Raw genomic sequence first — 25,001 nt, forward strand, 5'->3', positions numbered from 1 at the left:
CGTGGGGCGCGGCCCTAAAGCCAACCCACCTTACGGAAGCGCCAATACAGGATGCAGCAGGCGGTCACGATGACGCCCAGCGTAATGGGATAACCCCAGAAGGTCTTAAGTTCCGGCATGTACTCGAAGTTCATGCCATAAATGCCTGCAATGGCCGTCGGCACGGCCAGAATGGCCGCCCAGGATGCCAGCTTGCGCGTGGTGTCGTTCTGCTGGCCCTGGCCGATCATGAGGCTGGCCTCGAAGGCGAAGGCCAGCGCCTCGCGCAAGGCATTGACCAGTTCATCGACGCGCAGCACGCGGTCGGCCACCTCCCCGAAGTAGGGCCTGGCAGCGGCATCGACCGTGGACAGTTCGACACGCGAGAGCCTGCGGCAGATCTCGGCCATCGGAGCGATGGCCGTATGGATGCGCAGCAGGTCGCGCCGCTGGCGGTAAAGCTTGCGGATATCGGCATCCTTGGCGCCGCGGATCAGGAGCTTCTGCTCGGCATGCTCGACCACGTCTTCGAAAGCGCCGACCGCCACCACGTAACGGTCCACCAGCCAGTCCAGCAATTCAGCCACGACATAGTCGCTGCCGCGCTTGAGCAGATCGGGGGCGGCTTCCAGCCGCTCGCGCAGGGCGGTATGGGGCGAGCGCGCGCCCCGGCGGACCGTGACGAGAAAACCGTTGCCGATGAGGTACTGGGTTTCGCCAAATGCCGGCTTTCCCCCCTCGACCTCCACCGTAATGGCCACCACCAGGACCGCACGGCCGTAATCGATGATCTTGGGACGGCGATGGACCTCGAGCATTTCCTCGCGGTTCTTTTCGTCGATATCCAGGGCCTGCAGCACCTCGGTCAGGCACTGCGAGTCCGGATTGTGCAGGCCGATCCACAGCATGCCCTGGGCGCCGCCGACATATTCGCCGGCCTGCGCAATCGGTACTTCACGGGCGCGCCGGCCATCGACATAGGCGACCGAGGCCACGACCTGATTGACTGGCGGCTCGGCGGCCGCTGAATGTTGCGCCATGCCCCTCCCCTTGCGGATCATCGTCGCCGGACATGCTCCGGCCTGCGGGGATGATAGCTCAGGAGAACAGCCGCCGTAGCCTCCCGCCGACGTCGATCGGCGCAGGCGGCACGCCCCCCTCGGCCGGAGCGGCCCGGCCATGGGGCAGCGGCGGCGGTTTGGGCAGATGCTCGAACAGGGGCATCAACCCGTCGGGCAGAAAGCGGCTGCGCGCCGCGTAGACATGGCGGTCACCCATGCCGGCCTGGGTGCTGACGTAAAAGCGTTGCGGCACGATGATCTGCAAGCGTTCCCGGGCGCGCGTCATGGCGACGTAGAGCAGACGGCGCTCTTCTTCGATGTCGTCGCTGCGGCCCGTCGCCATGTCCGAAGGCAGGCAACCATCCACCGCATTGAGCAGGTAGACGGCGCGCCATTCCTGGCCTTTGGCCGAATGAATGGTGGACAGGATCATATAGTCTTCGTCGAGCAGGGGCTTGCCCGACTCGGCACTGGTGGCCGAGGGTGGATCCAGCGTCAACTCGGTCAGGAAACGTTCGCGGCTCGGATAGCCGCCGGCCAGCCGGGCCAGCTGCTGGAGATCGGCCTGGCGGGCGCGCGCGTCGTCGTAGCGCTCTTCCAGCCACGGCGCATACCACTGCAGCGCCAGCTCCAGGTCAGCGGGCCAGCGCGCCTGGCCGCTGCGCAAGGCGCCGAACAGCTGCGCCAGCGCCTGCCAGGGCGGGCTTTTCCTGAACCCGGCCAGACAGGCCTGGGGATCCGGCGCCTCGGCCATGGCGTCCATCAGCCGGGCGGCCGTGGCCGGGCCCACACCCGGCAGCAATTGCGCCACCCGGAAGCCCGCCAGGCGCGAGCGCGGATTGTCGGCCCAGCGCAGAACAGACAGCACGTCCTTGATGTGCGCGGCCTCGAGAAAGCGCAGGCCGCCAAACTTGACGAAGGGAATCTGGCGCCGTGCCAGCTCCAGTTCGAGCGCCGCACTGTGGCTGCCGGTACGAAACAGCGCCGCCTGCGCGGTCAGGCGCATGCCCTCCTCGCGGCGCGCCAGGACCTGATCGGCCACCCAGCGCGCCTGGCCCGCCTCGTCGCTGACATTGACCATCTCGGGCTTGTGGCGGCCGGCGCGATCGGTCCACAGGGCCTTGACGTAGCGCTCCTGGGCCAGGGCAATGACAGCGTTGGACGCCTCCAGAATCGGCTGGGTGCTGCGATAGTTGCGCTCCAGCGTGATCACATGGGCACCGAAACGGGACGGAAAATCCAGGATGTTGCGCACGGTGGCAGCGCGAAAACCGTAGATCGATTGTGCATCGTCGCCCACCACGGTCAGGCCGCGGCCATCGGGCTTGAGCCCCTGCAGGATGCGGGCCTGCAGCAGATTGGTGTCCTGGTATTCGTCGACCAGCACATGATCAAAGCGCGCCGACAACTCGCGGGCGAGCGTCGGCTCGGCCATCATCTCGGCCCAATACAGCAACAGGTCGTCGTAATCCAGGATGTGCTGGGCCTGTTTGGCCTGCATATAGGCCTGGAACAGGCGCTTGAGCTCGGCCTCCCATTGCGCGCACCATGGAAAGGCCTGCGCCAGTATGTCGGCCAGCGGCGCTTCGCTGTTGACCACGCGCGAGTAGATCGCCAGACAGGTACCCTTGAGCGGAAACCGGCTTTGCGTGGCGCTCAGGCCGAGCTCGTGGCGCAACAGCCCCATCAGGTCTTCGGCATCGCTGCGATCGTGCACCGTGAAAGACTCGGCCAGCCCGATGCGCGTGGCGCAATCGCGCAACAGGCGTGCGCCAATGCTGTGGAAGGTGCCTGCCCACGGCAGCGACGGGGCTTGCGTGCTCAGGCCCATGACCCGTTTGAGCACCGCGCCCGCCCGGCGATCCATTTCGAGGGCGGCGCGGCGCGAGAAGGTCAGCAGCAGCAGGCGCTGCGGATCCGCGCCATGGCGGATGAGCTGCGCCACGCGGTGAGCCAGCGTGCTGGTCTTGCCCGAGCCTGCACCAGCGATCACCAGCAGTGCGCCGGCGGGTTGGCCGCCGGGGGCGATGCCATGGGTGGCGGCGTCGCGCTGCTGGGGGTTCAGTTCGTCAAGCGGATCGGTCGTGTCGGGGCCTGGGGAATTCATGGCGCAATCACTGTATATTCATCCAGACTATACCGCGTTCCTGACTACCTTCATGTCGCTGCTCATCGGCACCGCCTCCTGGACCGACCCCACCCTGCTGGCCTGCGGGCGGTTTTATCCGCCAGAGCTGCGGGATGCGCGTGCACGCCTGGCGTTCTATGCCAGTCACTTCCCGCTGGTCGAGGCCGACTCGCCCTACTATGGCTTGCCGCAAGCCACCCTCACCCACGCCTGGGCCGAACGCACGCCGCCAGACTTTGTCTTCAATCTGAAGCTGTTCCGCCTTTTCTCGGGCCACCCCACGCCGCCCTCGGCACTGCCGGCCGACCTGCGCCATGACCTGGGCTGGGCCCCCGGGGACAGCCGGGCGCGCTTTGCCAATCAGCTGCCCACGGCATGGCGGCGCGAACTCTGGCGCCGCTATCTGCAGGCGCTGGAGCCGCTGCGCGCAGCCGGCAAGCTCGGGCTGGTGCATTGTCAGTTCGCCCCCTGGATCGAGCGGGATGCGCGCGGACTGCGCCTGCTCGATGAGTGCGCGGCCCAGCTCGACGAATTGGATGCCTCGATCGAATGGCGCCATCCCAGCTGGTGGCGTAATCCGGCCACCCGCGCCGCCACCCTGGACGCCCTGCGCGAACGCCGCCTGGTCCACACCGTCGTCGATGCGCCGCAAGGCATGGCTGGCAGCGTGCCTGCGGTCTGGGCGGTGACACGCGACGACATCGCGCTGCTGCGGCTGCATGGCCGCAATGCCGCCGCCTGGCACAGCCGCGCCACGGCCTCTTCCTCGCGCTTCCAGTATGAGTACAGCGACGCCGAACTGGCTGGGTTGGCCGCAAGCATCCGCGCCCTGCCCGCCACCCATACCCATGTCGTGCTCAACACCAACTACCAGGACCAGGGCATGCAAAACGCCGCCCGTCTGCGTCAGGCCCTGGGCTGAGGCACGGCCATCGCCGCGCGCGGCCCCGACGGCCGCGTCATGCGCCTTCAGGCCTTGCGCCGCGCCACCTCGGCCATGCTGTCGAGCAACACCTCGAATTTGCGCGCGATATCGTTCTCGGGCACGCAGGCGTAACCCAGCAACAGCCCGCCGCGGGCCGCTTCGGAACTGGCGTAATAGCGCGAAAGCGGGCGGGTGAGCACGCCACGCGCATGAGCCAGTTCGACCACAGCCTTGTCGTCGATGTCATCCGGCAGGTTGAGCACCAGGTGCAGGCCGGCGTCGCTGGCGTCCTGGTGAAGCCACTCCTCGCCCAGCCGACGCTGGATCAGGGTGGTCAGGATGGCGCGCCGACGGCCATAAAGCATGCGCATGCGGCGGATATGGGCGGCGTAGTGGCCCTCCCCGATGAAAGCCGCCAGCGCGGCGTGGGTCAGCAGATGACCTTCACGATAAAGCTCGGCATGGCCGGCCTGGAAGGCCTCGGCCAGCGCCGCGGGCAACACCAGATAGCCCACGCGCAGACCGGGGTAGAGCGTTTTGCTGAAGGTGCCCAGGTAGATCACCGGCGCCTGCGGCTCCAGCCCTTGCAAGGAAGAAATGGGGCGGCCCGAGAAACGGAATTCGCTGTCGTAGTCGTCCTCGATGATCCAGCTTCCCCAGCGCCGGGCCAGCGCCAGCAGCTGGCGGCGGCGCGCCAGCGACATCACCGACCCCAACGGATACTGATGCGAAGGCGTCACGAAGATCAGGCGCGGGGGCGCTTCCACCGATTCGGCCGTCGCGGGCAGTTGCATCCCTTCCGCATCGACCGGCTGGGGCGCAATGTCGATGCCATTGGCACGCAGTACCGTGCGCGCCCCCCAATACCCCGGGTTCTCGATCCAGGCGACATCGCCCGGCACGGCCAGCAGCCGCGAAGTCAGGTCGATGGCCTGGTGCAGGCCTTCGGTAATGATGATCTGGCTCGGATCGCAATCGACCGAACGGGTCAGCGCCAGATGCTCGGCCAGCGCTTCGCGCAGGGCCGGCAACCCTCCCCCATAGGCATAGGTCAGCAATTCCGGCGGAGGGTTGCGCCACAGACTGCTGAAGATGCGCCCGAACTTGCGATGCGGAAACTCGGTGACATCGGGCACCCCTGGCATGAAGGCTCCCCACTGATAAGGCGAGGCCGAGGCGCGGCCGACGATATCGGCGCCACGCGGCGACAGCAGCGGGCCGCTGGGGCCGCCGGCGGCATGCCGCCGGCTGCGACCGGTGGCCAGATAGGCGTCGGGCAGGCTGGCCGTCACGAAGGTACCGTTGCCCTGGCGGCTGTGCGTATAGCCCTCTGCCTGCAGCTGAGCGTAGACGTGCACCACGGTATTGCGGGCGATGCCCAGCTCGGCGGCCAGGTCGCGGCTGGCAGGCAGGCGGCTGTCTCCGGCCAGGGTGCCGTCCAGGATGGCCTCGCGCACCGCCCGGTAAAGGCGCTGGTTCATGGGGCCATCGGCCGCATCACCCAGGCGCAGCTGCAGCATGTCGCCGACGATGGACCTCAATTGGTTCTATCCTGTTTTCTAAAGTGGCTCTTACAGATGGGGCCATCTTAGCATTAAAGTAAGTGTCTGATTCTCCCGGGCCGGCCCCTTGTCAGGCCCGTGTTTTCGCTGCGGTGCGGCGTCTTTTTTTGCCTGTGAGGCTCTCATGAAAAACCGTGATCTGAACACCCGTCGCGCTCTGGCCACTCCGCGTGGCGTGGGCGTCATGTGCGATTTCTACGCTGTGCGCGCCGAGAACGCCACGCTGTGGGATGCCGAAGGCAAGGAATATATCGACTTCGCCGGCGGCATTGCGGTGCTGAACACCGGCCACCGCCATCCGAAGGTCAAGGCGGCCATCGCCGCGCAACTCGAAAACTTCACCCACACCGCCTACCAGATCGTGCCCTATGAGGGCTACGTGGCCCTGGCCGAACGCATCAACGCCCTGGCGCCCATCAGCGGCCTGAAGAAGACCGCCTTCTTCACCACCGGCGTCGAGGCCGTCGAGAACGCCCTCAAGATCGCCCGGGCCGCCACTGGCCGCAGCGGCGTGATCGCCTTCTCCGGCGCCTTCCACGGCCGCACCCACATGGGCATGGCCCTGACCGGCAAGGTCGCGCCCTACAAGGTGGATTTCGGCGCCATGCCGGCTGACGTCTACCACGTGCCGTTCCCCAACGCCACCCAGGACATCTCGATCGCCGATTCGCTCAAGGCGCTGGACCTGCTGTTCAAGGTCGACATCGATCCCAAGCGCGTGGCGGCCATCATTCTCGAACCCGTGCAGGGCGAGGGAGGCTTCAACATCACCCCGCCGGAGCTCATGACGGCGCTGCGCAAGGTCTGCGACGAGCATGGCATCCTGCTGATCGCCGACGAAGTCCAGACCGGCTTTGCCCGCACCGGCAAGCTGTTTGCCATGGAGCACCACTCGGTGCAGGCCGATCTCATCACCATGGCCAAAAGCCTGGGCGGCGGCATGCCGATCTCGGGTGTCGTGGGCCGCGCCGACGTGATGGACGCCCCCGGCCCGGGCGGCCTGGGCGGCACCTACGCCGGCAACCCGCTGGCCGTCGCGTCGGCGCTGGCGGTGCTCGACGTGATCGCCGAGGAAAAACTGTGCGAGCGCTCCGTGACGCTGGGCAAGCGCCTGACCGATCGCCTGAACAGCCTGCGCGCCAAGGTGCCGGGCATCGCCGATGTGCGTGCCCTGGGCTCGATGGTGGCCCTGGAGCTCAATGACCCGGCCACCGGCAAGCCGGACGCCGAGGCCGTCAAGCGCGTGCAGCAGAAAGCCATCGAGAAAGGCCTGCTGCTGCTGAGCTGCGGCGTGTATGGCAACGTGCTGCGCTTCCTGTATCCTTTGACCATTCCCGATGCGCAGTTCGATCGCGCACTGGATATCCTGGCCGAAGCCCTGAGCGCCTGATTCCAGCCATCTGATTCAAACTTGCGCGGGATGGAGATTTCCATCCCGCGCGCGTCTTCTGCGGAGCCAAACACATGTCCCTGAACCACACCTTGCAGCGCCCCGACCTGCTGCGCGACGCCTGCTACCTGGATGGCAAGTGGGTCGCCGCCTCCGGCGCCACCATCCCGGTGGACAATCCCTCGACCGGCAAGGCCATCGTGGCCGTGCCCAAGCTGGGGCGCAAGGAAGCCGAGGCCGCCATCGCCCATGCCGAGCGTGCGCTGCCCGCCTGGGCCGCAAAAACCGGCAAGGAACGTGCCGCCGTGCTGCTGAAGTGGGCCAATCTGATGCTCCAGCACCAGCAGGACCTGGCCACCATCATGACCTCCGAACAGGGCAAGCCCCTGCCCGAGGCTGCTGGCGAGATTGCCTATGCCGCCTCCTTCCTGGAGTGGTTCGCCGAGGAAGCCAAGCGCGTCGATGGCGACATTCTGCAAAGCCCCAAGGCAGGCCAGCGCATCATGGTGCTCAAGCAGCCCATCGGCGTGACCGCCGCGATCACGCCCTGGAATTTCCCCGCCGCCATGATCACCCGCAAGGTCGGCCCGGCGCTGGCCGCCGGCTGCACCATGGTGGTCAAGCCCGCCCAGCAGACCCCGCTGACGGCCCTGGCCCTGGCCGTGCTGGCCGAAGAGGCGGGCGTGCCGGCCGGCGTGTTCCAGGTCATCACCGGCAGCTCGCGCGAGATCGGCGCGGCGCTGTGCGAAAGCGACGTGGTGCGCAAGCTGAGCTTCACCGGCTCGACCGAAGTCGGCCGCACGCTGATGGAGCAATGCGCGCCCACCATCAAGAAGCTGTCGCTCGAACTGGGCGGCAACGCGCCCTTCATCGTGTTTGACGACGCCGACCTGGACCGCGCGGTCGAGGGCATCCTGGCCTCCAAGTATCGCAATGCCGGCCAGACCTGCGTGTGCGCCAACCGCATCTACGTGCAGGCCGGCGTTTACGAAGAGGTGCTCAAGCGCCTGACCGCCAAGGTTCAGGCAATGAAGGTCGGCGACGGTTTCGAGCAGGGCGTCACGCAAGGCCCCCTGATCGACGACGCCGCAGTAGCCAAGGTCCGTGAGCACATCGCCGACGCCGTGGACAAGGGTGCCAAGATCGTGACCGGCGGCAAACCCCATGCCCTGGGCGGCAACTTCTTCGAGCCCACCATCGTGCGCGACGTGACGCAATCCATGCTGTTCGCAAGCGAAGAAACCTTCGGTCCGGTGGCCCCGATCTTCAAGTTCGACAATGAAGACGAAGTCATCAAGCACGCCAACGACACCATCTTCGGTCTGGCCGCCTACTTCTTCACGCGCGACTACGCACGCGTGTGGCGCGTCTCCGAAGCCCTGGAATACGGCATCGTGGGCATCAATACCGGCCTGATTTCGAGCGAAGTCGGCCCGTTCGGCGGCGTCAAGCAATCCGGCCTGGGCCGTGAAGGCTCCAAGTACGGCATCGAAGACTACCTCGAGCTGAAGTACCTCTGCGTGGATCTGGGCGCCTGATTCCGGCCCGCGCAAAGCAAAGCCCCCTGGCCCGACGGCCAGGGGGCTTTTTTACGCACTGGCCGTCAGGCGGGCTTGCGCGCGCTCTCGGCGCGAAACGCCTGAATGCGCGCCTTCAGGCCCGGCTCGGCCGCCGAGCGCACCAAGGCCGCCATGTCGCCATCCGGATTGCCGCTGCGCGTGAGCGTCTGCAACCACTGGCGGCTGGCCGCCGGCAACGCCAGCACGTCCGCCCGCGTTTGCTCGATGCGTGCCGGCCACTCATCGACGCCCGCCTGGCCCTGCAGAAAGCCGATGCGCTGCGCCTCATCGGCATCGAAGGTGCGCGTGCTTTCCAGCAGGCCATAGGCCTGACTTTCCCCCACCAGCTCCGCCAGCCGGCGCGTGCCCAGCGCCAGCCCGAACTTCAGGCCCGGCATGCGAAAGCGCGATTGCGGCGCGGCCCAGCGCAAGCGGCAGGCGGCAATCAGATCGACGCCTGCGCCGAAGTTATTGCCGTGCGCCAGCGCCAGCGTCGCGTAAGGCCCATAAGCCAGCGCCTGCAACAGGGTTTCGATACGCACGAAACGCAACACCAGGTCGCCCTCGCTGAGCTCCTCGTAAGCGGTGAAATCGAAGCCAGCCGAGAAATTGCTGCCCTCTCCCTGCAACACCAGCAAGGGCACGCTCTGCGCCCGCGCCAGGTCGAGCGTATGCAGCAGCTGTTCGACCAGCTCGGCCGACAGGGCATTACGCTTCTCGGGACGATTGAGCGTCAGGACCCAGTGGCTGTCGTGGGCCTGGACGCGCAATACTGCTTCAGCCGCTGCCGTCATGCGTCACTCCCTTCCTGCAGCAGGGCGTTGTGCTCCCCGAGCGCGGGCGGGTTCAGGCGGATGGGCAGGCCCTGACCGTTGATCTTGATGGGCGAGGCGAAGGTACGCGTCACGTTGTTGCCCGGCAGGGTGATCTCCTGCACCCACTCCATGTGTTCGACCTGCGGGTCGGCCAGCACCTGCGAGTAGGTATTGATGGGAGCGCTGGGAACGCCGACGCCCTGGAAGCGGGCCAGCCAGTGGGCAGCATCTTCCTTCATGAATACCGCCTCCAGCAGGTCGCGCAGGGCAACCTGATTGCGGGCGCGCAGCATCGTGCTCTGGAAACGCTCATCGGCCAGCAGCTCGGGCATGGCCACCACGTCGCACACCGACCGCCAGAGCGCTTCGGTGCCGGCCGCCATGGCGAAGTAGCCATCGCGGCAGCGGAAAGCCTGATAGGGCGCGTTGCGCGGGTGGGCCGAACCGAGTTTGCCGGGATCCTTGCCGCTGCCGAAATACTCCGAGGTCTGCAAGGCGCCGATCGCCAGCGTGGTGCCCAGCATGGGGACATCGATGTGAGCGCCCTGCCCGGTCTGCTGCGCCTGGCGCAAGGCGGCGGCCACCGCGAAAGCGGCATACAGGCCGGCGGCGAAATCGGCCAGCGGCACCCCGCACTTGACCGGCGCGCCATCGGCCTCGCCGGTCACGCTCATCACACCGCTCATAGCCTGAATGGTGAGGTCGAAACCACCCTCACCGCTGCGCGGGCCGGTTTGCCCGTAGGCCGAGATCGAACAATACAGCAGGCGCGGGTTGAGGGCCTTGAGGGTCTCGTAGTCCAGCCCCAGCCGCTTCATGACGCCGGGACGGTTGTTCTCCAGCAGCACATCGGCCTGAGCGACCAGCTCGCGTGCGCGCGCCTGGCCTTCGGGAGATTTCAGATCCAGCGTCACGGAGCGCTTGTTGCGATTGAGCGAGGCGAAGTTCTCGCTGAAACCGTCGGTGATGGGGGGCCAGTTGCGCAGCGTATCGCCGCCGCCGGGGTGCTCGACCTTGATCAGGTCAGCCCCCATGTCGGCCAGCAGCATGCCGCAGAACGGGCCGGCAGCCACGTTGCAAAACTCGATGACCCGCACACCTTGCAAGGGCAGAGAAGTATCCACCGTATCTCTCCTGTGGACGCCCGCCACGACAAGCGGGCGCCGGTTGATGTCAATGAACCGCGCGTGCCTGCCGGGAACCGGCAGCGACAGACGCAGCAGACTTATTTCAAACCCGGTTGTTCCAAATATAGGAACGATGTTCTTTTATTTTACCTGGCGACGCACAAACGCATTGTATGCCTGAATCTGATCCGGTCAAGGCGGCCGCGTCAATCGAGCCAGGCATGGATTTCTCGCTACAGCCGCGCCAAAGCGGATTGAAAGCGAATATTCACAAGCTTTCCGGTAGCATTGGCATGCGCTTGAATTGCCTGGGAGCGGCGCTGGCCGGGGCCTGTCAACGAGGGGGGAAAAACAGGAATCGACCCATTAATTAGAACTCTATTCTAATATTTGGAACAATAAAATCAAACAAAGCCTTTCTAGAATATGCACATCGCCTCAGGCCGAAGGCCGTGTTAGATTGGCGGCCTCTGAAGCCACTACCCGCCACCATGAGCCGCTCCCTGACCCACGAGGACCTGCGCCGCATCACGGCGATACTGGCCGAAGCCGCCCAGGTAGAAATCCTGCCGCGCTTTCGCCACCTTCCCGCCCAGGCCGTCAGGGGCAAGAGTTCCCCGCGCGACCTGGTCACCGATGCCGACGAAGGCGCCGAGCGCCTCATTGCCACGCGCATGGCCAAGCTGTTTCCCGGCGCCGTCCTGATCGGAGAAGAAGCCTCCACACGCAACCCCGCCCTGCTGAACATGCTGGTCGACGCCGATCTGGCCGTCCTGATCGACCCCCTGGACGGCACTCGCAACTATGTCGCGGGCCTGCCCCTGTTCGGCATGATGGTGGCGGTATGCCATAAGGGCGATGTGCTGGCCGGCGTGATCTATGACCCCATCACCCGCGATGCGGCCATGGCCCTGCGAGGCGAAGGCGCCTGGTTCGAGCATGAGGACGGCACCCAGGAGGTGCTCAAAGTGGCGCAACCGGCGCCGGCCGAAGACATGGATGGCATCATCGCCACCGGCTCCCTGCCCGAACCGCTGCGCCAGACCGTCAATGGCAATCTCGACAAGCTTGCCAGCATGTCCTACCTGCGCTGCGCCGCCCACGAATACCGCCTGGCTGCCTCGGGCCATGTGCATCTGCTGTTCTACAACAAGCTCATGCCCTGGGACCACGCCGCCGGCTGGCTGCTGCATCGCGAGGCCGGCGGCTATTCGGCGCATTTCGACGGCAGCCCCTACAAGCCCACGCACCGCAGCGGCGGCCTGCTCTACGCGCCGGACGCCGGCAGCTGGCATGCGGCCCACCGGCTGCTGTTTGGCGAAGACAACGGCGTGCTGCAGCGCGCAGAGTGATCAGGGCAGCGTTGGCACCACCGCGGCCAGCGCCTGATCGCAAGGCAGATCGACCTTGAAAGCCAGCAGGGCATCCGCCCGGGTATGGCCCAGGTTGACGGCAGCCAGCGGCAACCCGGCCTGTGCGGCCGCGCGTGCATAGCGAAAGCCGGAATGCAGCATCAGTGACGAGCCCACCACCAGCATGGCGTCGCTGCGCGCCAGGGCGGCATAGGCCCGCGCGCTGCGCTCGGGCGGCACCATCTCGCCAAAAAACACCACATCGGGTTTGACCACGCCGCCACAGCGAGGGCAAGCCGGCACCACATAGGCACTGAAGTCCAATCCTTCAAGATCGGCATCGCCATCGGGCGCGTCGCCTGCCTGCAACGCGATCCAGCCAGGGTTGAGGCCTTCCAGGCGGTCCTGCCAGGCCTGGCGCGGCTCATGCCAGTCGCAGGCGGTACAGCGCACCCGGTCCAGGCGACCGTGCAGGTCTTCGACAGCGTGACTGCCGGCAGCCTGGTGAAGCCGGTCGACATTCTGGGTGACCAGCAACTCGATCCGGCCAGCCGCCTCCAGGCGCGCCAGCGCCGCATGGGCCTCATTGGGTCTGGCCTGACGAAAATGCCGCCAGCCGACCATGCCGCGCGCCCAGTAACGCGACCGCGCCAGCGGCCCGCCCATGAAGGTCTGGATATCGATGGGCGGCTTGCGTTTCCATTGCCCTTGCGCGTCGCGGTAGTCGGCGATCCCGGAAGCGGTGCTGCAACCTGCCCCGGTCAGCACGAACAAACGGCGATACCGGGCCAGATAGTCGCGCAGCGGCGCCAGGGCCTGATGCAGGGAATCCATGAGTCTCCCCTCAGGCGTGCGCCGGCTGCGCCTGACGGCGTGGCTCGCGCACCGGCAGGTGGGCGCTGGCCGACAGCAGGCCGATCGCGATGGACAACAGCCACACCACGTCATACGAGCCGGTCATCTCGAACAGCACGCCGCCCAGCCAGACACCCAGGAAGCTGCCAACCTGGTGGCCGAAGAACACCACGCCGAACAGGGTGGACAATGCCTTGATGCCGAAGAGCTGCGCCACCAGCCCGGTCGTGACCGGTGCCGTGGCCAGCCACAGAAAACCCATGAAGCTGGCGAACACCAGCGTCGACAGCACGCTCACAGGCAGCAGGAAATACACCGTGATGACGGCAGTGCGCAGGAGATACAGCCCGCACAACACGTACTTTTTGCTGTGCCGCTCGGCCAGCCAGCCGAAGAAGAAAGTGCCGGCGATGTTGAACAACCCCACCAGCCCGAGCGCCAGCGCGGCCGTGTTGCCACCAATGCCATGGTCGGCCAGGTAGGCCGGCAGATGCGTGGCGATGAAGGCCAGATGGAAGCCACAGGCCATGAAGCCCAGCCACAACAGCCAGAGGTCCCGGTTGCGCAGATTGGTCCCCAGGCTGACCGTCGCCTGCGGCGGCGTCGCCGTCAGGGGCCCCGACGCCGGACGCGCCGGCTCGCGCAGCAACAGGGCCAGGGGCGCCATCAGCGCCAGCAGCGCGGCGCAACAGAAGAGCGCCCCCTGCCAGCCGAAAGCCCCGATCAGATACATACCCAGGGGCAGCATGACGAACTGGCCCAGGGCGCCCAGCGCGGACACCGCGCCCAGCGCCATCGAGCGATGCTCGCTGGGCACCTTGCGCCCCACCACCCCGTTGACGGTCCAGGCCGTGCCGGCCAGGCCCAGGCCGATCAGCACGCCGGCCGACAGCGTCAGGCTCAGCCGGCCATCCGAAAGCGTAGTCAGGGCAACGCCGGCCACGTACAGCAGCGCGCCGCAGAAGATCACGCGCGCAGTCCCGAAACGGTCGGCCAGATAGCCGGAGAAAGGCTGGGCCATTCCCCAGACGATGTTCTGCACCGCGATGGCGAAGGAGAACGTCTCGCGGGTCAGCCCGAACGACTGGATCACCGGCAGCTGGTAAAGCCCCGAACTGTGCCGCTGCCCCAGCGACAGGCCGAGCACGATCCCGGCCGCCAGCACGACCGGCCAGATGGACGCCGCGCCGCTGCGCGAACGGGTTGCCTGCATCAGATTCTCCCGCGCGGCCGGACCTCATCCGGCCACCTAAGGACTCAGCCGCCCAGGCCGCAGTTCGGCATATCGTTGACCACGCCCGCCTGGGTCACGTTGCTGTTGGCCGGCACGCTGCGCGTGAGCCAGACGTTGCCGCCGATGACCGAGCCCTTGCCGATGGTGATGCGCCCGAGAATGGTCGCGCCGGCATAGACCACCACATCGTCTTCCAGGATGGGGTGACGCGGCAGGCCTTTCTTCAGCTCGCCGTTCTCGCCCGGCGGGAAGCGCTTGGCTCCCAGCGTCACGTTCTGGTAGACCCGCACGCGCTCGCCGATGATGGCGGTTTCGCCGATCACCACACCGGTGCCGTGATCGATGAAAAAGCTGCGCCCGATGGTCGCGCCCGGATGGATATCGATGCCGGTGTCGGCGTGCGCAATCTCGGCGATGATGCGGCCCAGCATCGGCGCGCCCAGGCGATAGAGCACATTGGCCAGGCGGTGGTGCACCATCGCCATCACACCCGGATAGCACAGCAGCACTTCGTCCACGCTGCGGGCAGCGGGGTCTCCCTGGTAGGCAGCCATCACGTCCTGATCGAGCGCCTCGCGCACCTGCGGCAAGGCCGCGCCGAACTCGCGCACGATCTCGATGGCGCGCGTTCGCACCTCTTCGCTCGGACAGGGACGGCCGAGATGCTCAAGCTCCAGGCAGACCTGATGCAGCAGCGCGTCCAGCGCCGCGCCTATCGTGTGCCCGACGTAGAAGTCCTCGACCTCTTCGCGCAGCTCCAGCGGCCCGAGGCGCATCGGGAACAGCGCGCCGCACAACTGCTTGACGATGCCGCGCAGGCTTTCCTGGGACGGGAACTCGCGACCGCCGGAGTCAGGCCGCAGACGGCCCCGTGGTTCGCGCCAGGCCAGGCGCGCCGCGCGCAGGCCGCTGACGATGCCATCCAGGTTCCAGTGCGCTTGGGGAAGATGCGAACGGCCGCTCATGTCCGCGCACCCCGGGACGAAGGAATTCGAGAAAACAACATGACTCAACCTCGTAAGCGGGCGGACCGGCGGCCGCCCAGAATGACAGGGCTTCACTGTAACCCCTCGCCGCATTGCCGTCCGGCGCGGCCGATATGGCGGCGGGGTTATGCCGGCGTCGCCCTGTTTCCCGCACGCAACAGACCGGCCGTCTCGCGGCCGCGTCACGAAAGCCGTATAGTGATTCAAACCCCTTGCGGCCCGCCGGCACGCCCGGCGCCCCCAACCAGGAGTGCAGCCGACTTGCCCCATGCCCACGAAGTCCAGGCTGAGCCGGTCTATATCGTCGACGGCGCGCGCTCGCCCTTTCTCAAGGCGCGCCAGGGCCCTGGCCCCTTCTCCGCCGCCGATCTGGCCGTGCAGGCCGCAGCAGGCCTGTTGCTGCGCCAGCCCTTTGCGGCTTCCGATCTCGACCAGGTGATTCTCGGTTGCGCCGCACCGGCGGCCGACGAGCCCAACATCGGACGCATCGTCGCCTTGCGCCTGGGCTGCGGGGACCCGGTGACAGGCTGGACGGTCCAGCGCAACTGTGCCTCGGGCATGCAGGCGCTGGACAGCGCCATCGCAGACATCCAGCGCGGTCGCAGCCAATTGGTCCTGGCTGGCGGCACCGAAGCGCTTTCGCGCACCCCTTTGCTGTTTTCCCGCGAGGCCGCCGGCTGGTTCGGCCGCTGGGCCGGTGCGCGCGGCCCCCGGGCCCGCCTGGCCTTGCTGGCGCGCCTGCGACCGCGTTTTTTTGCGCCAGTCATCGGCCTGCTCAAGGGCCTGACCGACCCCATCGTCGGGCTGTCCATGGGACAGACGGCCGAAGAACTCGCCACCCGCTTCGGCATCGACCGCCAGGCCATGGACGCCTATGCCGCCGAGAGCCATGCGCGCGCCCTGCAAGCCCGACGCAGGGGCGCATTCGACGAAATCCTGCCGCTGATCGACACCCACGGCGGCCATTACGCCGACGATGACGGCGTACGCGCCGACGCCACGCCCGAGCGCCTGGCACGCCTTCGCCCGGCCTTCGACCCGCCCTTCGGCAACATCACGGCCGGCAACAGTTCGCAGATCACCGACGGGGCCGCCCTCTTGCTGCTGGCCTCGCGCCAGGCCGTCCGGCGCTGGGGCCTGCAACCCCTGGGCCGCATCCTCGATACCCAATGGGCCGGCCTGGATCCGGCCCGCATGGGGCTGGGACCGGTGCACGCCGCCACACCCCTGCTGCAGCGCCACGGCCTGAGCCTGGCCGACATCGACCTCTGGGAAATCAACGAAGCCTTCGCCGCTCAGGTGCTGGCCTGCCTGTCGGCCTGGCAGGACGAAGACTATTGCCGTCAACATCTGGGTAGCCCAGCCTGGGGCAGCCTCGACAGGCAGCGCCTGAACGTCGACGGCGGCGCCATCGCGCTGGGTCATCCTGTCGGGGCCTCCGGCGCGCGTATCGTGCTGCACCTGCTGCGGGCGCTGCAGGCGCGCGGCCTGCGACGCGGCATGGCCGCGCTGTGCATCGGCGGCGGCCAGGGTGGCGCCATGCTGGTCGAAACCCTGAAGGACACGCCATGAACACGCCTGTGTTGCGCCACTGCCATCTGCAACGCGACGCCGACGGCCTGGCCTGGCTGGCGCTCGATCACGCCGACGCGCGCGTCAATGTATTGTCCGAAGCCTTGCTCGACGACATCGGCCTGGCCCTGGACGCCCTGCGTGCCGAACCGCCCACCGGCCTGGTCATCCGGTCGGCCAAGGCCGCCGGCTTCATGGCCGGCGCCGACCTCAAACTGCTGACCACGCTCAGCGAGATCGATGCCGCGCGCGCCTTCGCCGAGCGCGGCTGGGCGCTGCTGGCGCGTCTGGCCGCCGCGCCCTACCCCACCCTGGCCCTCATCCACGGCGACTGCCTGGGCGGAGGCCTTGAGCTGGCGCTGGCCTGCCGTTACCGTCTGGTGGCCGATGCGCCTGACACGGCGCTAGCCCTGCCTGAAGTGCTGCTGGGGATTTTCCCGGCCTGGGGCGGCCTCAAGCGCCTGCCCGCTTGCATCGGCGCGCCGGCGGCGCTGGACATGATGCTTACCGGACGCCGCATCGACGCGCACCGGGCCGTCACGCTCGGGCTGGCCGAGACGCGCGTGCCACCCCGGCTGCTGTTGCAGGCCGCGCGCCAGACAGTGCTGAGCCGCCGTCGGCCGCGACGCCACTGGCTGGCCCGGCTGGATGGCCTGGCTCCCTGGCGCGCCTGGGTGGCGCGTCAGGCCCGCCGCGGCGTCGCGGCCAAAGACCCCGAGGCGCATTACCTGGCGCCGGCCGCCATCATTGATCTCTGGCAACATCACCAAGGCCGCGCTCAGGCGGCGCCGCACTGGCTGGCGCGCATCGTGCAATCGCCCGTGACGCGCAACCTGATGCGGGTCTATCAGCTGCAGGAGCGCCTGAAAGGCCTGGGCCGGGGCGCAGCGGACGTGCAGCAGGTGCACGTCATCGGCGCCGGCGTCATGGGAGGAGACATCGCAGCCTGGTGCGCTCTCAGGGGCTTGCGGGTGACACTGCAGGACAGCGATCCGACGCGCATCGCCGCTGCCGTGCAGCGCGCCGGCGCGCTCTACCAGCGGCGCCTGAAGACGCCCCACGCCATCCAGGCCGCCCTGGACCGCCTGATTCCCGACCCGCAAGGCGCAGGGCTGCGCCATGCGGACCTGACGATAGAAGCCATCACCGAGGACCGGAACGCCAAGCAGGCGCTCTATCGCCGCATCGAGTCGCAACTCAAGCCGCAAGCGTTGCTGGCCACCAATACCTCCAGCCTGCCGCTGGCGGACCTGCGCCAGGCCCTGGCGCGCCCCGAGCGCCTGATCGGCCTGCATTTCTTCAACCCGGTGGCACGCATGCCGCTGGTGGAGGTCATCGCCGAGGGCGACCCTGCGCTGCAGGCACGCGCCTGCGCGATTGCAGCGCGCCTGGGCAAACTGCCGCTGCCGGTGCGCGATACACCGGGCTTTCTGGTCAACGCCCTGTTGGCCCCCTATCTGCTGGCGGCCATGCGCAGCGTGGATGCCGGCCTGGCCCCCGCCACCATCGACGCGGCCCTCAAGGCCTATGGCATGCCAATGGGCCCCCTGGAGCTCGCCGATACCGTCGGCCTGGACGTCGCGCTGGCAGCGGGCCGGCAGCTCAGCCAGCAAGGCGAGCCCCCCGCCTGCCTGATGCGGCATATCCAGCGCGGCGAGCTGGGCCGCAAAAGCGGACGCGGCTTCTATCGCTGGGTGGGAGGCCGCAGCGTGGCGCAGCGGGCAGCGCCAGCGCCTGCCGGCCTGGCGCAACAACTCATCGCCCCCCTGCAGGCCCAGGCCCGCGCCCTGGTGCAGTCCGGCGTGGTGGCCGATGCCGACCTGGCCGATGCCGGGGCCATTTTCGGCGCAGGCTATGCGCCCTACACCGGAGGCCCGCTGCATGCGGATCCGGCCGGCTGAACCCGCATGCGCTTGGGTTGGCCCGGCGCATCAGCGACAATGATTGCAGCGCCCCCCCGGCTTCGGCGCGGGCGGGCGGCCCCCGATGCAACGAGAGGAGGTTTTCGTGAGTACGTTCACTGTCAAGCATGCCGCCGTGCTGGGCGCCGGCGTCATGGGTGCGCAGATCGCCGCGCATCTGGCCAACGCCGGCATCCCCGTCACGCTATTCGATCTCACCGCCAAGGAGGGCGCACGCAACGCGATTACCGAGCGTGCCCTGGCCGCGCTGCGCAAGCTGGAGCCCGCCCCGCTGGCCCGTCCCGAACAACTGGCCCTGATCGAAGCGGCCAACTATGACGACGACCTCGAACGGCTGGCGCAGTGCGACCTGGTCATCGAAGCGATCGCCGAACGCCTGGACTGGAAAACCGATCTCTATCACCGTATCGCGCCACACGTCGCAGCCCACGCCATCCTGGCCTCCAATACCTCGGGCCTGTCGATCGGCACTCTGGCCGATGCCTTGCCAACCGCGCTGAGGCCGCGCTTCTGCGGGGTGCATTTTTTCAATCCGCCGCGCTACATGCGTCTGGTCGAACTGATCGGCACGCCCCATACGCAGGCCCGGGTGCTGGATCAGCTCGAAACCTGGCTCACCTCGCGCCTGGGCAAAGGCGTGGTGCGTGCGCTGGACACGCCCAATTTCGTGGCCAACCGCATCGGCGTCTTCGCCATTCTGGCTGCTCTGCACCATACCGCGCGCCTGGGCCTGTCCTTCGCCGAGGTCGATGCCCTGACCGGACCGCGCATCGGCCGCCCCAAGAGCGCCACCTACCGCACGGCCGATGTGGTCGGCCTGGACACCCTGGCGCATGTGGTGCGCACCATGCACGAACAATTGCCGCAAGATCCGTGGCATCGCTATTTTCAATTGCCCGACTGGATGCAGGCCCTGATAGAACAGGGCGCACTGGGCCAGAAAACCGGCGCAGGCGTCTACAAGAAGGTCGGCAAGGAAATCCAGGTGCTCGATCCGGCCAGCGGCCAGTATCTGCCGGCTGCCGGCACGATCGCGCCCGAGGTCGACGCCATTCTGAAAGAGCGCGATCCGGCCAGGCGCTTCGCCGCCCTGCGCGCCAGCGAACACCCTCAGGCCCAGTTTCTCTGGAGCCTGTGGCGCGACACCTTCCACTACAGCGCCATGCATCTGGCCGACGTGGCCGATAATGCGCGCGACATCGACCAGGCCATGCGTTGGGGTTTTGGCTGGGCCCAGGGGCCTTTCGAGACCTGGCAGGCCAGTGGCTGGCAGGCGCTGGCCCAGGCGATCGCCGATGACATCGCCGCCGGCCGCAGCATGAGCGATGCCCCCTTGCCCGCCTGGGTGGCGCCACGCCAGGGCGTGCACAGCGATGCGGGTTCGTACTCGGCCCGCACCGACACCCTGCGGCCTCGCTCCACCCTACCTGTGTACGCGCGCCAGCTGCTGCCGCAACGGCTGGCGGGCGAGTCCCCCAACCCGCGTGGCGACACGCTCTGGGAGGCTGCGGGCGTGCGGTTATGGCAGTTGCCCGGCCAGGACGCACGCCTGGGCTTTCTGTCGCTGACCTCCAAGATGCATACCCTGGGCAGCGAAGTGCTGGCCGGCATCCGCGACGCGGTCGCCCGCGCCGAACGCGAGCTCGACGCCCTGGTGTTCTGGCACGAGGCCCCCTTTGCCGTGGGCGCCAACCTGGAGCAGGTCTACCAGGCCTGCCAGGCGGGCGAGTACGAGCAGCTCGACGCCATGGTGGAGACCTTCCAGCAGACCTCGTTGTGCCTGCAGCAGGCCCAGATCCCCATCGTGGCGGCTGTGCAGGGCATGGCGCTGGGCGGCGGTTGCGAATTCCTCATGCGCGCCAGCCATCGTGTCCTGGCGCTCGAAAGCTACATCGGGCTGGTCGAGGCCGGCGTGGGCCTGATCCCGGCAGGCGGCGGCAGCGCCTGGCTGGCTGCCCGCGCCCATGACCTGGCGCAGCAGACCGCCACGCCGAACGAAGTCTTCCCCTATCTGCAGCCGGTTTTCCAGAATGTGGCCACCGCCCAGGTAAGCAAGAGCGCACTGCAGGCCATCGACATGGGCTATGCCCAGGCCCACGACATCGTGGCCTTCAATGCCGACGAACTGCCCTGGATCGCGCTGCGCGTGGCGCGCGCGGCCGCCGATGCCGGCCATACGCCGCGGGCGCCGCGCCGCGCCATTGCCGTGGCGGGGCGCGCGGGCATTGCCAACTTCGAGATGTCGCTGGTCAACATGCGCGAGGGAGGATTGATCAGCGCCCATGACTACCGCGTAGCGCGCGCGGCCGCCGTCGCCCTGTGCGGCGGCGAGGTTGACCCTGGCAGCCGGGTCGACGAGGCCTGGCTGTTGGCGGTAGAGCGGCGCGAATTCATGGCGCTGCTGCGCACGCCTGAAACCCAGGCCCGCATCCGCCACACCCTGGACACCGGCAAGCCGCTGCGCAACTGAGGACACATCATGAGCCATACCGACGCCTATATCGTCGCCGCCACACGCCTGCCCGTGGGCAAGCGGCTGGGCATGTACGCCACCACCCGCCCCGATGACATGCTGGCTGCCGTGTTGCAGGCCGCGCTCGCCCAGGCGCCGGCCCTGTCGCCGGAACGCATCGAGGATGTCATCACCGGCTGCGCCATGCCGGAAGCCGAACAGGGCATGAACGTCTCCCGCATGGGGCTGCTGCTGGCCGGACTGCCCGACTCGGTGGCGGGCCTGACCATCAACCGCTTCTGCGCCTCGGGGCTGCAGGCCGTCGCCGACGCGGCAGCCCGCATCCGCCTGGGCGAGGCCGACGTCATGATCGGCGCAGGCACCGAATCGATGAGCCTGATGCCGCAGATACTGGGCAATAAAATCGCCATCAACCCCGCCATCTTCAGCGACCCCGCACACCTGGGCATGGCCTATGGCATGGGCCTGACCGGCGAGCAGGTCGCGCAGCGCTGGAAAATCTCGCGCGAGGACCAGGATGCCTTTGCACTGGCCTCGCACCAGAAGGCCTGCGCCGCGATTGCCGCCGGCCATTTCCGTGCCGAGACCACGCCCTACCGCATCGTCCGCCACCTTCCGGATGGCGCCAGCGGCACGGCGCTGGTGGTCGAACACCTGGCGCAGGTCGACGAGGGCCCGCGCCCCGATACCTCGCTGCAGGCCCTGGCACGGCTGCGCCCGGTGTTCGCCGCCGGCGGCAGCGTGACCGCCGGCAACAGCTCCCAGATGTCCGATGGCGCGGGCGCCGTGATCCTGGTTTCCGAACGGGTGCTCAAGGAACTCAAGCTGCAGCCGCTGGCGCGTTTCGTCAGCTATGCCGTGGCGGGCGTGCCGCCCGAGATCATGGGCATCGGGCCGGTGGCCGCGGTCCCCAAGGCCCTGGCGCGCGCCGGCATCGCGCAGCACGATCTGGCCTGGATAGAACTCAACGAAGCCTTCGCGTCGCAGTCGCTGGCGGTCATGCGGGACCTGGAGCTGAACCCCGAGCGCGTCAATCCGCTGGGCGGCGCAATTGCTCTGGGCCATCCGCTGGGCGCAACCGGCGCCATCCGCCTGGCCACCCTGCTGCATGGCCTGCGCCGCACAGGCGGGCGCTATGGCATGGTGACCATGTGCATCGGCACAGGGATGGGGGCTGCGGGCATCTTCGAAGCCCTGTAGCGGCGCCGGCACGGCGTCCATGCCCCAGGCCGTTTGTCCATTCTTGGCTCTATCGGCCCGGGGCTGCCGTCCCTAGACTGGAGAGCATCCGGGCGGCGCCGCGCCGGCCTGTCGCCAGTAACGCTGCCGCCCCAGAACCTGGAGCCCGTCATGTCGGCACAACGCCTGCCCTATTCCACCCTGTCCCCGGCAGCCTACCAAGGCCTGCTCAGCGCCAAACAGGCGCTGGATCACAGCCCGCTGGGCAAGACCCTGATCGAACTGATCTATCTGCGCCTGTCGCAGATCAATGGCTGCGCCTTCTGCCTGGAGATGCACAGCGCGTCTTTGCGCAAAGAAGGAGTGCCGGCCGCCAAGCTCGACAGCCTGGCGGGCTGGCGCGTGAGCCACCGCTTCGACGAGCGCGAGCGCGCCGCGCTCGCCTGGGCCGAGTCCCTGGCCGATGTGGCCGCCAGCCATGCGCCGGACACCGATTACCAGCCGCTTGAGGCCTGCTTCAGCGAGGTCGAGATCAGCGACCTCACCATTGCCATCGCCCTCATGAGCGCCTTCAACCGCCTGGCCATCGGGATGCGGCTGTAACGCAAACGGCGCCGGCTGCGCGCAAAGAAAAAGGCCTGCAAGCAATGCTTGCAGGCCTTCCAATATGGCGCGCCCGGCAGGATTCGAACCCACGACCCCTTGGTTCGTAGCCAAGTACTCTATCCAACTGAGCTACGGGCGCTAAAGAGGCGAGATTATAGCTTGTTTTTCGATCTTGTCCAGCAGCCTAGTTTTCCAGCGACGGATAGTCGGTATAACCGTGCTCGCCGCCCCCATAGAAGGTGCTGCGGTCGGGCGTATTGAGCGGGGCCTGGCGCCGCAGGCGTTCGACCAGATCCGGATTGGCGATGAACAGCCGGCCAAAGGCCACCAGATCGGCCGCTCCGCTTTGCACCGCCGACTCGGCCATCGGCCCGTCATAGCCATTGTTGACCATCCAGGCGCCGTTGCCTCCGGCCTGACGATAGACCGACTTCAAGGCGGCATAATCAAACGGCTTGGGGCCCTGCACATGATCCCGTGCCCCGCCCGTGGCGCCCTCAATGATATGCACATAGGCCAGGCCATAGGAAGCCAGGCGCCGCACCACATACTCGAACAGCGCCTGCGGCGCATCGTCGCTGACGTCGTTGGCCGGCGTGACCGGCGACAGCCGGATGCCCACCCGGCCCGCACCGATCTCGGCGACGATGGCGTCCAGCACCTCGAACAGGAAACGTGCCCGGTTCTCGATGATGCCACCGTAGGCATCCTGCCGATGATTGCTGCTCGAGCGCAGGAACTGATCGATCAGATAGCCGTTGGCCGCATGCACTTCCACCCCATCGAAACCGGCCTCCTCGACCGCTGCCCGCGCCGCACGGCCGAAATCTGCCACGATGCCCGGCAACTCGGCGATCTCCAGGGCCCGCGGCATGGACGTCGGCGCAAAGCCGCCCTGCCCCTGCGCATCGATCAGATAGGTTTTGGTGTTGGCCTGCAAGGCCGAAGGCGCCACCGGCGGCTGGCCATCCGGCTGCAGGCTGTCGTGCGAAACGCGCCCGACGTGCCACAACTGGACCACGATCTTGCCACCCTTGGCGTGCACCGCTTCGGTAACGCGACGCCAGCCGGCAAGCTGTTCCGGCGCATACAGGCCCGGCACATCCGCATAACCCTGTCCCTGGTGGGAGACCGGGGTCGCTTCGGTAATGAGAAGTCCAGCGCTGGCGCGCTGCGCATAGTAGGTCGCGGTGGCCGGCTGCGGCACCGCGTTGGGCGAACGATTGCGCGTCAGCGGCGCCATCACGATGCGGTTGGCCAAGCGCAGATCGCCCGCCTTCACGGGATCGAACAAAGTAGACATGGTTGCCTCGAAATCAAAGGGATACCGGCGCGGCCGGGCCGCGCCCGGCCATCAGGCCGCTTCGGCGATCGCGCGCTGCGCGCTCGGGCGCGCCGCCACACGCGCCAGCAAGCCGCTGAGCTTGGGGAAGCGGGTCAGATCCACGCCGTCGCCCTGCATCCAGACGCCCACCGTGTAGATATAACCATCGACCACGGAAAATTGTTCGCCCATTGCCCAGGTGCCGGCAATCTGCGACTCGAGGAAAGCGGCGCAGGCCGTCATGGTCTGCGGCACCTTGGCACGCATGGCCTCTTCGGCGGCAGGATCGTCGACCCAGCGCGCGCCGCGCCGCTTATGGGCGTGCGCCACATGCACGGTGGAAGACAGATAGCTGGTCAACTCCTGCAGCCGGGCAAAGGCAAAGGCATCGTCCAGCGGCGCCAAGCGGGCCTGGGGAAAGGATTGCGCCACGAAAGCCAGCAGTGCAGGCGTTTCGGTCAGCACGCCGCGTTCGGTCTGCAACGCAGGCACCCGCCCCTTGGGATTGACGCGCAGGAACTCCGGGCTCTGCTGCTGATTGGCGCCGAAATCCAGTTTCACCAGATCGAACTCGACGCCGGCTTCATGCAATGCAATATGGGTGGCAAGGGCACAGGTACCCGGCGCAGAATAAAAAACCCAACGGGACATGATGGCTTCCTTTCTTGCTTGGATGGAAAAGCCATTATCACCACGATCCGGCCCGGCGCACGCCTATCGCCCCTCGCCCAGTAGGCCCATCGCGTCCCCGGCCGCCCCGGGGCGGGGCCAGGCCGGCGCACATACGCCGGTCGGGTTCTTTTCCCGCAGTGTCTCGCCCATGGGCTTTTCCCCATGGAGTTTGGCCGGCCGGGGCCTTTGTGCAGGGCCACCCCGCCTTTTCAGGCCGGAAAAAGAAAAAGGCCTGCAAGCAATGCTTGCAGGCCTTCCAATATGGCGCGCCCGGCAGGAT

At 67.5% G+C, this 25,001-nt stretch carries 19 protein-coding genes and 1 tRNA gene; 9 read left to right on the forward strand and 11 right to left on the reverse strand.

Translation table 11 applies throughout. The features are described from left to right. Nucleotides 1–14: 14 nt before the first annotated feature. Together A7V84_RS12415 and A7V84_RS12420 are read right to left on the reverse strand one after the other, a co-directional pair. Entirely contained in the window at nt 15–1,019 is a 1,005-nt protein-coding gene (locus A7V84_RS12415) for a magnesium and cobalt transport protein CorA (protein ID WP_025513429.1), read from the reverse strand. A 58-nt stretch (nt 1,020–1,077) separates the two neighbouring features. Beyond that, the gene (locus A7V84_RS12420) at nt 1,078–3,147 is read right to left on the reverse strand and encodes an ATP-dependent helicase (RefSeq protein ID WP_101605007.1); all 2,070 of its coding nucleotides are present in this window, start codon (nt 3,145–3,147) and stop codon (nt 1,078–1,080) included. A 52-nt stretch (nt 3,148–3,199) separates the two neighbouring features. Here A7V84_RS12420 and A7V84_RS12425 point away from each other — a divergent pair, with 52 nt between their 5' ends. Beyond that, on the forward strand, nt 3,200–4,090 hold the full coding sequence (locus A7V84_RS12425) for a DUF72 domain-containing protein (RefSeq protein ID WP_063492515.1): 891 nt from the start codon (nt 3,200–3,202) through the stop codon (nt 4,088–4,090). Nucleotides 4,091–4,137: 47 nt separating this feature from the next. Here A7V84_RS12425 and pdxR read toward each other — a convergent pair whose 3' ends face one another. Continuing rightward, the gene (pdxR, locus tag A7V84_RS12430) at nt 4,138–5,634 is read right to left on the reverse strand and encodes a MocR-like pyridoxine biosynthesis transcription factor PdxR (protein ID WP_412778653.1); all 1,497 of its coding nucleotides are present in this window, start codon (nt 5,632–5,634) and stop codon (nt 4,138–4,140) included. A gap of 145 nt (nt 5,635–5,779) precedes the next feature. Between pdxR and A7V84_RS12435 the strand changes: the two genes are divergently transcribed. After that, nucleotides 5,780–7,045: a 4-aminobutyrate--2-oxoglutarate transaminase gene (locus A7V84_RS12435; RefSeq protein WP_025513437.1), complete on the forward strand. Its 1,266-nt coding sequence runs from the start codon at nt 5,780–5,782 to the stop codon at nt 7,043–7,045. A 74-nt stretch (nt 7,046–7,119) separates the two neighbouring features. Continuing rightward, nucleotides 7,120–8,583, forward strand: coding sequence for an NAD-dependent succinate-semialdehyde dehydrogenase (locus tag A7V84_RS12440; RefSeq protein WP_063491347.1), 1,464 nt, complete (start codon nt 7,120–7,122; stop codon nt 8,581–8,583). Nucleotides 8,584–8,648: 65 nt separating this feature from the next. Here A7V84_RS12440 and A7V84_RS12445 read toward each other — a convergent pair whose 3' ends face one another. Both A7V84_RS12445 and A7V84_RS12450 read right to left on the reverse strand, forming a co-directional pair. Next, nucleotides 8,649–9,398 carry an enoyl-CoA hydratase/isomerase family protein gene (locus A7V84_RS12445; RefSeq protein ID WP_025513441.1) on the reverse strand — a complete coding sequence of 250 codons (750 nt, stop codon included), beginning with the start codon at nt 9,396–9,398 and terminating at the stop codon, nt 8,649–8,651. Then, on the reverse strand, nt 9,395–10,543 hold the full coding sequence (locus A7V84_RS12450) for a CaiB/BaiF CoA transferase family protein (protein ID WP_063491348.1): 1,149 nt from the start codon (nt 10,541–10,543) through the stop codon (nt 9,395–9,397). Before A7V84_RS12450 ends, A7V84_RS12445 begins: the two co-directional genes overlap by 4 nt. A gap of 494 nt (nt 10,544–11,037) precedes the next feature. On the opposite strand from A7V84_RS12450, the gene A7V84_RS12455 reads away from it, so the two are divergent. After that, on the forward strand, nt 11,038–11,898 hold the full coding sequence (locus A7V84_RS12455; protein WP_033534582.1) for an inositol monophosphatase family protein: 861 nt from the start codon (nt 11,038–11,040) through the stop codon (nt 11,896–11,898). Here the strand turns inward: A7V84_RS12455 and A7V84_RS12460 are convergent, their stop codons facing one another. From A7V84_RS12460 to epsC, 3 genes are read right to left on the reverse strand one after another with little or no spacing between them, the layout of a single operon-like run. Further along, nucleotides 11,899–12,732, reverse strand: coding sequence for an NAD-dependent protein deacetylase (locus A7V84_RS12460; RefSeq protein WP_063491349.1), 834 nt, complete (start codon nt 12,730–12,732; stop codon nt 11,899–11,901). Nucleotides 12,733–12,742: 10 nt separating this feature from the next. Then, entirely contained in the window at nt 12,743–13,966 is a 1,224-nt protein-coding gene (locus A7V84_RS12465; protein ID WP_025513448.1) for an MFS transporter, read from the reverse strand. A 44-nt stretch (nt 13,967–14,010) separates the two neighbouring features. Then, nucleotides 14,011–14,952, reverse strand: a complete 942-nt coding sequence (epsC, locus tag A7V84_RS12470; protein ID WP_025513450.1) for a serine O-acetyltransferase EpsC — start codon at nt 14,950–14,952, stop codon at nt 14,011–14,013. 282 nt (nt 14,953–15,234) lie between these two features. Between epsC and A7V84_RS12475 the strand changes: the two genes are divergently transcribed. From A7V84_RS12475 to A7V84_RS12495, 5 genes are all read left to right on the forward strand, one after another. Then, nucleotides 15,235–16,545, forward strand: coding sequence for an acetyl-CoA C-acetyltransferase (locus A7V84_RS12475; RefSeq protein ID WP_025513452.1), 1,311 nt, complete (start codon nt 15,235–15,237; stop codon nt 16,543–16,545). Continuing rightward, nucleotides 16,542–18,446, forward strand: a complete 1,905-nt coding sequence (locus A7V84_RS12480; RefSeq protein ID WP_063491350.1) for a 3-hydroxyacyl-CoA dehydrogenase NAD-binding domain-containing protein — start codon at nt 16,542–16,544, stop codon at nt 18,444–18,446. Before A7V84_RS12475 ends, A7V84_RS12480 begins: the two co-directional genes overlap by 4 nt. A gap of 106 nt (nt 18,447–18,552) precedes the next feature. After that, on the forward strand, nt 18,553–20,937 hold the full coding sequence (locus tag A7V84_RS12485; protein WP_063492517.1) for a 3-hydroxyacyl-CoA dehydrogenase/enoyl-CoA hydratase family protein: 2,385 nt from the start codon (nt 18,553–18,555) through the stop codon (nt 20,935–20,937). Between the two features lie 9 nt (nt 20,938–20,946). Further along, nucleotides 20,947–22,140, forward strand: coding sequence for an acetyl-CoA C-acyltransferase (locus A7V84_RS12490; RefSeq protein ID WP_033534580.1), 1,194 nt, complete (start codon nt 20,947–20,949; stop codon nt 22,138–22,140). 150 nt (nt 22,141–22,290) lie between these two features. Further along, nucleotides 22,291–22,722, forward strand: coding sequence for a carboxymuconolactone decarboxylase family protein (locus tag A7V84_RS12495; protein ID WP_025513461.1), 432 nt, complete (start codon nt 22,291–22,293; stop codon nt 22,720–22,722). A 65-nt stretch (nt 22,723–22,787) separates the two neighbouring features. On the opposite strand, the gene A7V84_RS12500 is transcribed toward A7V84_RS12495, so the two are convergent. The 3 genes from A7V84_RS12500 to A7V84_RS12510 all read right to left on the reverse strand — a co-directional run bounded on the left by A7V84_RS12500 (nt 22,788) and on the right by A7V84_RS12510 (nt 24,700). Next, nucleotides 22,788–22,864 (reverse strand) — tRNA-Arg (locus A7V84_RS12500). Between the two features lie 45 nt (nt 22,865–22,909). Further along, nucleotides 22,910–24,028 carry an alkene reductase gene (locus A7V84_RS12505; RefSeq protein WP_033534579.1) on the reverse strand — a complete coding sequence of 373 codons (1,119 nt, stop codon included), beginning with the start codon at nt 24,026–24,028 and terminating at the stop codon, nt 22,910–22,912. A 51-nt stretch (nt 24,029–24,079) separates the two neighbouring features. Continuing rightward, entirely contained in the window at nt 24,080–24,700 is a 621-nt protein-coding gene (locus A7V84_RS12510; protein ID WP_025513464.1) for a glutathione S-transferase family protein, read from the reverse strand. Nucleotides 24,701–25,001: the final 301 nt, after the last annotated feature.

The sequence above is a fragment of the Bordetella trematum genome (genome assembly GCF_900078335.1).
Lineage (GTDB): Bacteria > Pseudomonadota > Gammaproteobacteria > Burkholderiales > Burkholderiaceae_B > Bordetella > Bordetella trematum.